Source organism: Nitrospirillum amazonense (assembly GCF_029594735.1).
Lineage (GTDB): Bacteria > Pseudomonadota > Alphaproteobacteria > Azospirillales > Azospirillaceae > Nitrospirillum > Nitrospirillum amazonense.
The window spans coordinates 20,958-30,604 of record NZ_JARPAF010000003.1; the positions used below are offsets into that span (position 1 = coordinate 20,958).

Sequence of the window (9,647 nt, forward strand, 5' to 3'; positions counted from 1 at the left end):
GCTCGGCGCAATTTATGGCGGTATTTTGCGGCGCAACCAAAAAAATTATTTAATCCCAATTCGTTGAGACGTCCCCTATTTCCCAAGGTGTTGGGTTCACAAACCCGCTCTCGAGGGATCACGAGACGTGTCGCACCGCATCATGAATGACCATCGCCGGCCCCGCGCCCATCGCCCCTGCCCACAGCCGGGGGTGCCGTCATGATCGAAATCGTCAAGATCGCGCTGCGCCGGCCCTACACGTTCATCGTGATGGCCATCCTGATCCTCATCTTCGGCGTATCGTCGGCGGTGAAGACGCCGACCGACATCTTCCCCGACATCGGCATTCCCGTCATCGCCGTGGTGTGGACCTACAACGGCCTGCAGCCCGACGACATGGCCGGGCGCATCATCGGCTATTACGAGCGTTCCCTGACCTCCACCGTGAATGATGTGGAGCATATCGAATCCCAGTCGATGCAGGGCTTCGGCGTGGTGAAGGTGTTCTTCCAGCCCAGCGTCAACATCAACGCCGCCCAGGCCCAGGTGGTGGCGATCTCGCAGACGGTGCTGAAGCAGATGCCGCCGGGCATCAACCCGCCCCAGGTCCTGACCTTCAACGCCGCCAGTGTGCCCATCCTGCAGCTGGCCCTGTCCAGCGACCATCTGTCGGAAACGCGGCTGAACGACATCGCGCAGAATTCCATCCGGCCGCAGCTGGTGACGGTGCCGGGCGCCGTGCTGCCCTCGGTCTACGGCGGCAAGGTGCGCCAGGTGCAGATCGACCTGAGCCAGCAGGCCCTGCACGCCTACGGCCTGTCGGCCACCGATGTGGCCGCCGCCCTGTCGGTGCAGAACCTGATCACCCCGGCCGGCACGCAGAAGATCGGCAAGCTGGAATACCCCGTCGACCTGAATGACTCCCCGATCGACATCAGCACATTCAACGACTTGCCGATCAAAACCGTGAACGGCGCCGTCGTCTATATGCGGGATGTCGCCAATGTCCACGACGGCAGCCCGCCCCAGACCAACGTGGTGCATGTGGATGGCAAGAAGGCGGTTCTGATGTCCGTGCTGAAGGCCGGTTCCGCTTCCACCCTCGACATCATCGCCGGCGTCTACAAGCGCCTTCCCGACGTCCAGAAGACCCTGCCCGACGGCGTGACCCTGACCCCCATCGGCGACCAGTCCATCTTCGTCAAGGACGCGGTCAGCGGCGTGATCCGCGAGGGTGTCATCGCCGCCGGCCTGACCGGCCTGCTGATCCTGCTGTTCCTGGGCAGCTGGCGGTCCACGCTCATCATCACCGTGTCCATTCCACTGGCCATCCTGGCGTCCATCACCACCCTATCCGTGCTGGGCGAGACCATCAACGTGATGACCCTGGGCGGGCTGGCGCTGGCGGTGGGCATCCTGGTGGACGATGCCACGGTGACCATCGAGAACATCAACTGGCACCTGGAACACGGCAAGCCCATCGAGACCGCCATCCTGGATGGCGCCAAGCAGATCGTGGTGCCGGCCACCGTGTCGCTCCTGTGCATCTGCATCGCCTTCGTGCCCATGTTCGGCCTGGGCGGTGTCGCCGGCTTCCTGTTCCGCCCCATGGCGGAGGCGGTGGTGTTCGCCCTGATGGCCTCGTACGTGCTGTCGCGCACCCTGGTGCCGACGTTGGCCAACTACCTCCTTCGCAACCAGGCCCACGCCGGCCATGGCCTGCACACCGATGTCCACGGTGCGCCCACGCGCAATCCCTTCGTGAAGTTCCAGCGCACCTTCGAACGCGGGTTCGAGGCGGTGCGGTCCACCTACCAGGGCCTGCTGCTGCTGGGCCTGGAGAACCGCCGCTGGATGATCGGCGGGTTCCTGGCCGTGTCGCTGGGCACGTTCGGGCTGGCGCCATTCCTGGGGCAGAATTTCTTCCCCGCCGTCGACGGCGGCCAGATCAAGATCCACGTCCGTGGCCGCACCGGCCTGCGCATCGAGGAGATGAGCCGCCTTTGCGACCATGTCGGCGAGGCCATCCGCCGTGTGATCCCGTCCAAGGACCTGGGCGGAATGGTCGACAACATCGGCCTGCCGGTCAGCGGCATCAACATGGCCTACGGCAACAGCGGCACCATCGGGGTGGAGGATGCCGACATCCTGATCGCGCTGAACAAAGACCACGCGCCCACCGACGACTACGTGGACATCCTGCGCCACGACCTGCCGCGGCTGTTTCCCGGCACCACCTTCGCCTTCCTGCCGGCCGACATCACCACCCAGGTGCTGAACTTCGGCCTGCCGGCGCCGCTGGACGTGAAGATCGTCGGCAGCGACCTGGAGGCCAACCGCGCCTACACCAACAAGCTGCTGTCCAAGATCGCCCGCATTCCCGGCGTGGCCGACGCCCGAGTGGAACAGGCCTTCCAACTGCCATCGCTGAAGGTGGCGGTGAACCGGTCGCTGGCCGGCCTGGTCGGACTCACCGAAAAGGATGCCGCGACCACCATGCTGGACACCCTGGCCGGCAGCACGCAAACGGCGCCGACCTTCTGGCTGAATCACAGGAACGGCATCTCCTACCCCGTGTCCATCCAGACGCCGCAGCGCGACATCGACACCATGGCCGGCCTGCAGACCATGCCGCTGACGCCGGCCGCCGCCGGCAAGTCCAGCCAGTTGCTGGGCGGCCTGGCGCAGATCAGCCGGGGGCGGCAGGACGCTGTGGTGACCCACTACAACGTGCGCCCGACCATCGACATCTACGCCACGCCTAAGGATCGCGACCTGGGCGCCATCGCCGCCGACGTGCAGAAGGCCGTCGACAGCATGGCGGCGGACCTGCCGCGGGCCAGCCACGTGGAGATCCAGGGCCAGGTCACCACCATGACCAGCGCCTACCACCAGCTGTTCATCGGCCTGGCCTTCGCCATCGTGCTGATCTACTTGCTGATCGTCGTGAACTTCCAATCCTGGATGGACCCGTTCGTCATCGTCATGGCCCTGCCCAGCGCGCTCGCCGGCATCATCTGGATGCTGTTCGGCACGGGCACCACCCTGTCGGTGCCGGCGCTGACCGGGGCCATCATGTGCATGGGCGTGGCCACGGCCAACAGCATCCTGGTCATCAGCTTCGCCCGGGAACGGCTGGCCGCCGGCGTGGACGCCCTGACCGCCGCCATGGAGGCGGGGCACACCCGCTTCCGCCCCGTGCTGATGACGGCCCTGGCCATGGTCATCGGCATGGCGCCCATGGCCATCGAGCCGGGGCAGAACGCCCCCCTGGGCCGCGCGGTCATCGGTGGGCTGGTCTTCGCCACGCTGGCCACGCTGTTCCTGGTGCCGGCGCTGTTCAGCCTGGTGCACGCCCGTGACCATGAGCGGGCCCGTGAGCCCGGCGGGCAGGCGGCGCCTGCCCCCGTTTAAGCCTTCCCGATCCCACCCCTTCCTTTGAGCCGCAGCCGCCGTCCCGGATAGGAGCGACCCGATCATGTCCACCGCCCAGATCACCACCCCCAATCCCCGCCGCTTGGCCTTGCTGGGGGGAATGGCGCTGCTTGCCGCCGGCGCCATCGTCGTCGTCGGTTTGACCGACCGTGCCCGTGCGACCCGCGAACTGGTTCAATGGAACGCCGACCAGGCTGTTCCCACCGTGGCGCTGGCGCCCGTCAGTCGCGGGGCGGCACAGCAGACGCTGACCTTGCCGGGCACGCTGCAGGCCTATACCCAGGCGCCGATCTACGCTCGGGTGAGCGGCTACCTCAAAAGCTGGGACAAGGATATCGGCGCCAAGGTGAAAGCGGGCGACCTGTTGGGCACCATCGACACCCCCGACCTGGACCAGCAGCTGGAACAGGCCAAGGCCGACCTGGCCAAGGCCAAGGCGACCGCCGAGCTGGCGGACCTGACGGCCAAGCGCTGGGCGGCGCTGGTGGCCTCGCAGTCGGTGTCGCAGCAGGCGGCGGATGAGAAGGTGGGCGATAGCGCCGCCAAGCGAGCGGCGGTGGAAAGTGCCGCCGCCAACGTCCGTCGGCTGGAGGCGCTGACGGCGTTCAAGCGCATCGTGGCGCCCTTCGACGGCGTCGTCACCGCCCGCACGACCGACGTGGGCGCCCTGATCAATGCCGGCGGCGGGACCGGGCAGGAACTGTTCCAGGTGTCGGACCTGCACAGCATGCGACTGTACGTGCAGATCCCGCAGGCCTTCGCCAGCCTGCTGACCCCGGGGGTCAAGGCCGCCTTCGACCTGCCGCAGTATCCCGGCCGGCACTTCGATGCCACGCTGGTGACAACGGCCAACGCCGTCAGCCAGGCGTCGCGTACCATGCTGGTGGAACTTCAGGCCGACAACCCGGACGGTCTGCTGACGCCCGGCACCTTCGCCGAGGTGCATTTTCAGGTGCCCAGCGACGCCAACATGGTGAAGGTCCCGGCGACCGTCCTGGTCCCCAGCGACAAGGGGGCCGAGGTGGCCGTGCTGGGCCCCGACGGCAAGGCCCAGCTGAAGCCGGTGACCATCGGCCGCGACATGGGTGACAGCGTTGAAATCGTGGCGGGCCTGACCCCCACGGACAAGATCATCGACAACCCGCCCGAGACACTGGTGTCGGGCGATGTGGTGCGCCTGGCCGGTGCGGGTGAGGGGGCGGGCAAGGTGGCGGAAGCGGCCACGGGCACCACGGCGAAGGCGGACCGGTAACAGCCATGTCTTTCACGAAGTCTCTCATGGCCGGTGGCGCGCTGCTGGCGCTGGCGGGCTGCAACCTGGCGCCGGATTATCAGCCGCCGCACCTCGACCTGCCGCCCGCCTTCAAGGAGGCCGGCGGCGCCCCGTGGCAGCCGGCCCAGCCGGCGGACCAGCAGGCGCGCGGCCCCTGGTGGACGGCCTTCAACGACCCGGTGCTTAACGGCCTTGAGGACCGGATCGAAGCGGCCAACCCCACGCTGGCCGTGGCGCTGGCCCGCTATGACGAGGCGCGCGCGGATGCCGCCGCCGTTTCCGCCGGCCTGTTGCCGCGCGTGGACGGCACCGCCAGCATCAGCACCAACCGCCAGTCCAAGGACCGCCCCCTGCGCGGCGCCGGCCAGCGCAATGTCTACGGCGCCAACACCATCGGCGCCTCCGCCTCTTATGAGCTGGACCTCTGGGGCAAGGTGCGCAACCAGGTGGCCGCCGGCCGGGCGGAAGCCCAGGCCAGCGCCGCCGACCTGGCCTCGGTGCGGCTGGGGTTGCAGGCGGAGCTGGCCAGCGATTATTTCGCGCTGCGCGGCCTGGATGAACGCGCCCACATCCTGGCCGACACGGTCACGGCCTATGAGAAGCAGCTCAGCCTGACCCAAACCATGTTCCAGGGGCGCATCGTGGCCGGGCTGGACGTGTCGCGGGCGGAAACCCAGCTGGACACCGCCCGGTCCCAGGTCTCGCAGGTGGCGTCGCAGCGGGCGCAGATGGAACACGCCATCGCGGCTCTGGTGGGCCTGGCGCCAGCGGAGTTCACCCTGGCGCCCGTGCGGTGGACGCCGGCCCTGCCGGCCGTGCCCACAGGCCTGCCGTCCACCCTGCTGCAGCGCCGGCCGGACGTGGCGGCGGCGGAACGCGACGTGCTGGCCGCCAACGCCGGCATCGGCGTGGCCCGCGCCGCCTACTACCCCGACCTGTCGTTGCAGGCGGTGGGCGGCTTCCAGGACACGGGCTTCAACCTATTGAAGCTGCCCATGGCCTTCTGGTCGGTGGGCCCCGGCGTCACCCTGCCGCTGTTCGAGGGCGGGCGGTTGGACGCCGGCCTGGCCAAGGCGGTGGCCCAGCATGACGAGGCCGCCGCCACGTATCGCGAGACGGTGCTGAACGCCTTCCGCGAGGTGGAGGACAATTTGGCCGCCATCCGCTGGCTGGGGACGGCCGCCAGGGATGAGGACGCCGGCACCCTGGCGGCCCAGCGCACCCTGGACATGGCCACCAACCTCTACCGCGACGGCGCCGACAGCTACCTGGAGGTGGTGACGGCGCAGACCGCCCTGCTGGAGGCGCAGCAGAGCAGCCTGGACCTGCACACCCGCCAGGTGCAGGCCGACGTGGCCCTCATCCGGGCGCTGGGCGGGGGGTGGGACAAAAGCGCGCTCCCCTCCGATGACGAGTCTAGCACCCTGCCGAAGCGGGCGGCCAAGGCCCTCTGACACGTTTTCATGGTGTTCACTTGAAGGCCACCAGGCGCCCGACAGGTGCCTGGTGGCCTTACTCATTTGATATAGAAAGATAATCGGTCTACGAGGCAGCGTCCTGCGACAATCACGCGCGGCCGATATATGTCAAATCTGCACATTGCCGCATCCTGTTAAGGGTTGTTGCTTGCAGTCTTGTCCGTGCCATGGTTGATTGCTCTGACAGACACAACCTTGGCAGGGGTTACGCTGTGTATTGCAACTATCAAACACACCCCCGCCATGGCGAGGGGTACTGGCGGCCACAAGGAAAGCACCGCCACTGGTCCTTGGCGGGCCATAAGGTGGAAACTGCGCCCTCCACCGCTGGCGCGACCGGCGCCTGAGCGTCTGCTGCCCGCGCAGGCTCTACTGGCCCTTCCGGCCCGATCCCCTGATCCGAACCCCTCGTTTCGGTAACGCCGCCCCCGATGGCGGTGACGGCCCCTGATTTGATCAGGCGCCGGCCGATGCTGCCCCTTTTCATCCTCCTGGAGAACACCATGCCCGGCCCCTACGATTTCACGTCCGAAGTCTTCGTCAATGAATACGGGGCGCTGGCCCAGACGACACCCTCGGTAGTGATCTTGGCGGACGGCAGTTACGTGGTGGCGTGGCAGTCGTCGGGGGAGGACGGCAGCGGCTGGGGAATTTTCGCTCAGCGCTATACCGCGGCGGGTCAGAAGCTTGGCCACGAATTCCGGGTGAATACGACGACAACGGGAGACCAGGTGGCCCCGGCGACGGTGGCGCTGGCCGATGGTGGGTTCGAGATCCTATGGGACCAGGGTAATAACCAAGTTTACGGGCAGCGCTACGACGCGACCGGCGCCGCCGTCGGGGGGCAGATCACCTACGTCACGGATGGCAACGCCACGGCCGGAATGCCCAAGGCGGTGCAGTTGGCGAACGGGACGATGCTTATGGTCTGGGGGGGCAATGGCACTCCCAGCGGCACTTTGGTTTATGGCCAGCTGTTCAGCGCTGCTGGCACCGCCTTGGGCGCCCGCTTCGTCGTTTCCACCTACAAGCCGACGACGCTGACCTCTCCGTCGATCGCGGCCCTGGCGGATGGTGGTTTCGTCGCCAGCTGGTCGGTCGATCCGCAGGGCGGGGACATTTACGCCCAGCGCTTCGATGCCTCGGGCACGGCGGTTGGCACCTATTTCGCCGTCAAGACCAGTGCCGCCACCATGGAGAACGGTACGGTATCGGCGGGCTTGAAGGACGGTGGTTTCGTCATCGTCTGGCAGAGCAGCGAGGCCGGCTATACCGGCGCCACCAGCGGCGCGCCCTACGACATCTATGCCCAGCGGTATGACGCCTCGGGCAACGCGGTCGGCGGGATCATCAGGGTCAACACCTTTACCACGGGCGACCAGAGCCAGCCCACCGTGACGGCGACCGCGGACGGCGGCTATCTCGTAGCCTGGCGCTCGAAGGGCCAGGACGGTAGCGGCTATGCCATCTATGCCCAGCGTTATGACGCGAACAACGCGGTGGTGGGCGGTGAGTTCGAGCTGAGCAACAGCACGCCGTTTGACCGAATCCAGCCGGTCCTGGCCGGCCAGGCCGACGGCAGCGTCATCGCCGTCTTCAACGGCCAGACCGCCGATGTCACGGACATCATCGCCAAAAGGCTGGTGGGCCAGCCCTTGACGGTGCAGAGCCGGACGAATGTGGTCAGGGTTCAAGGCTCCATCGCGGCCCAGGCTCTGGCCGACTTCGGTCAGCAATATGCGGCGGTCTATCAATTCCAGAACATGAGCGCCGACCCCAACAGCGGCTATTTCGTGCTGAACGGCGTGGTGCAGCCGGCGGCCGCGCTCATCACCGTCACCTCCGCACAACTGCCCGGCCTGCGGTTCGTGGCCGGCAGCGCTGCGGGGACCAGCACCATCGCCGTCCGTTTCTCCAACGGCACGGACCTCAGCAACTGGGTGTACAGCAGCGTGTCGGCGGTCGCGGCTGCTGCGAATTTCACGCCGCAGCCGGAAATCTCTGGCCGGAACTATGGAGACGGCGCTCAGTCGGCCCCATCTGTGACCGTCCTGTCGAACGGCAGCTATGTGGTGGCATGGCAGGCGACGGGCCAGGATGGCGATGGTATCGGCATCTATGCCCAGCGCTACGCGGCGGGCGGCCAGAAGCTGGGCGGCGAATTCCGAGTGAACAGCGTGACGGCGGGGAACCAGACGGCCCCGTCGACGGTGGCGCTGGCCGACGGCGGCTTTGAGGTCGTGTGGCTGCAGGGCAATTACCAGATTTATGGGCAGCGGTATGATGCCAATGGCGCCGCGGTTGGCAGTCAGATCACCTACGCCCTTGACGGCTTCATAGATTCCGGTCTGCCTAAGGCGGTACAGCTGGCGAACGGGACGATGCTGATCGTCTGGGGCGGGGTTAACACCGCCACGAACACCCTGGCCTATGGCCAGTTGTTCGACGCCAACGGCACGGCGCTTGGCGCACGTTTCGTGATCACCACGTACAAGCCGTCGCAGGTCACCACCCCTGCGATTTCCGCATTGGCTGATGGTGGCTTCATCGCCAGCTGGTCGATCACCGAACAGGTCGGGGATGTCTACGCCCAGCGCTTCGACGCCACGGGCGCGACGGTGGGGGGCTACTTCGCGGTCAGGACGAACCCGAACACGGCCGAGAACAATTCAGTATCCGCTGGTTTGAAGGATGGCGGGTTCGTCATCGTCTGGCAGGGCAGCGAGGTGGGCTATACGGGCAGCACCAACGGCGCGCCCTATGACATTTATGCCCAGCGGTACAACGCGTCGGGCAACGCGGTCGGCGGAATCATCCGGGTCAACACCTACACCACCGGTGACCAGAGCCAGCCAGCTGTGGTGGCAACGGCGGACGGCGGCTATATCGTGGCCTGGCGTTCCAACGGCCAGGATGGCCAAGGCTACGGCATCTACGCCCAGCGCTATGACGCCACCAACGCGGTGGTGGGTGGCGAGTTCCGCGTGAACGACGCCACGGGTAACGACCAGACCCAGATAGCCCTGGCGGTTCAGGCTGATGGCAGCATCATCGCCGCCTGGACCAGCATGAACTCCGATAACCTCAATACCATCAGTACCAAGACCTACGCGCCCGCTTTGCCGACCGTCACGGGGCGCAGCGCGGTGCTTGAGGTGCGGGATTCGGTCGCCGCCGCGGGCTTGGTTGCCACCGGCCAGCAATATGTGGCCACATATCAGTTCCTCGACACCAGCAGCGATCCAGACAGCGGCTATTTCACCCTGAATGGGGTGGCCCAGGCGGCCGGCCAAGTCATCACTGTCACCGCCGCTCAATTGTCCAGCCTGAGATTCGTGGCGGGGGCCAATCCCGCATCGGATACGATCTCTGTCAGGATCAACGACGGCTATGCTTGGACCGACTGGGTCTCCAGCACGGTCACGTCGACGCCGCCCATCGGCAACACCTATCCGGTAGCACCGGAGACAGTGGCGAAC

At 66.7% G+C, this 9,647-nt stretch carries 3 protein-coding genes and 1 pseudogene; all 4 read left to right on the forward strand.

Annotated elements, in window-relative coordinates:
• Nucleotides 1–201: 201 nt before the first annotated feature.
• A complete protein-coding gene (locus P5F91_RS18600) occupies nt 202–3,396 on the forward strand; it encodes an efflux RND transporter permease subunit (RefSeq protein WP_277907900.1) in 3,195 nt (1,064 codons plus the stop codon).
• 64 nt (nt 3,397–3,460) lie between these two features.
• Nucleotides 3,461–4,669, forward strand: a complete 1,209-nt coding sequence (locus tag P5F91_RS18605; protein ID WP_186454958.1) for an efflux RND transporter periplasmic adaptor subunit — start codon at nt 3,461–3,463, stop codon at nt 4,667–4,669.
• Between the two features lie 5 nt (nt 4,670–4,674).
• On the forward strand, nt 4,675–6,144 hold the full coding sequence (locus tag P5F91_RS18610; RefSeq protein ID WP_277907901.1) for an efflux transporter outer membrane subunit: 1,470 nt from the start codon (nt 4,675–4,677) through the stop codon (nt 6,142–6,144).
• A 494-nt stretch (nt 6,145–6,638) separates the two neighbouring features.
• Nucleotides 6,639–9,647, forward strand: a pseudogene (locus P5F91_RS18615) (hypothetical protein); the annotation flags it as partial.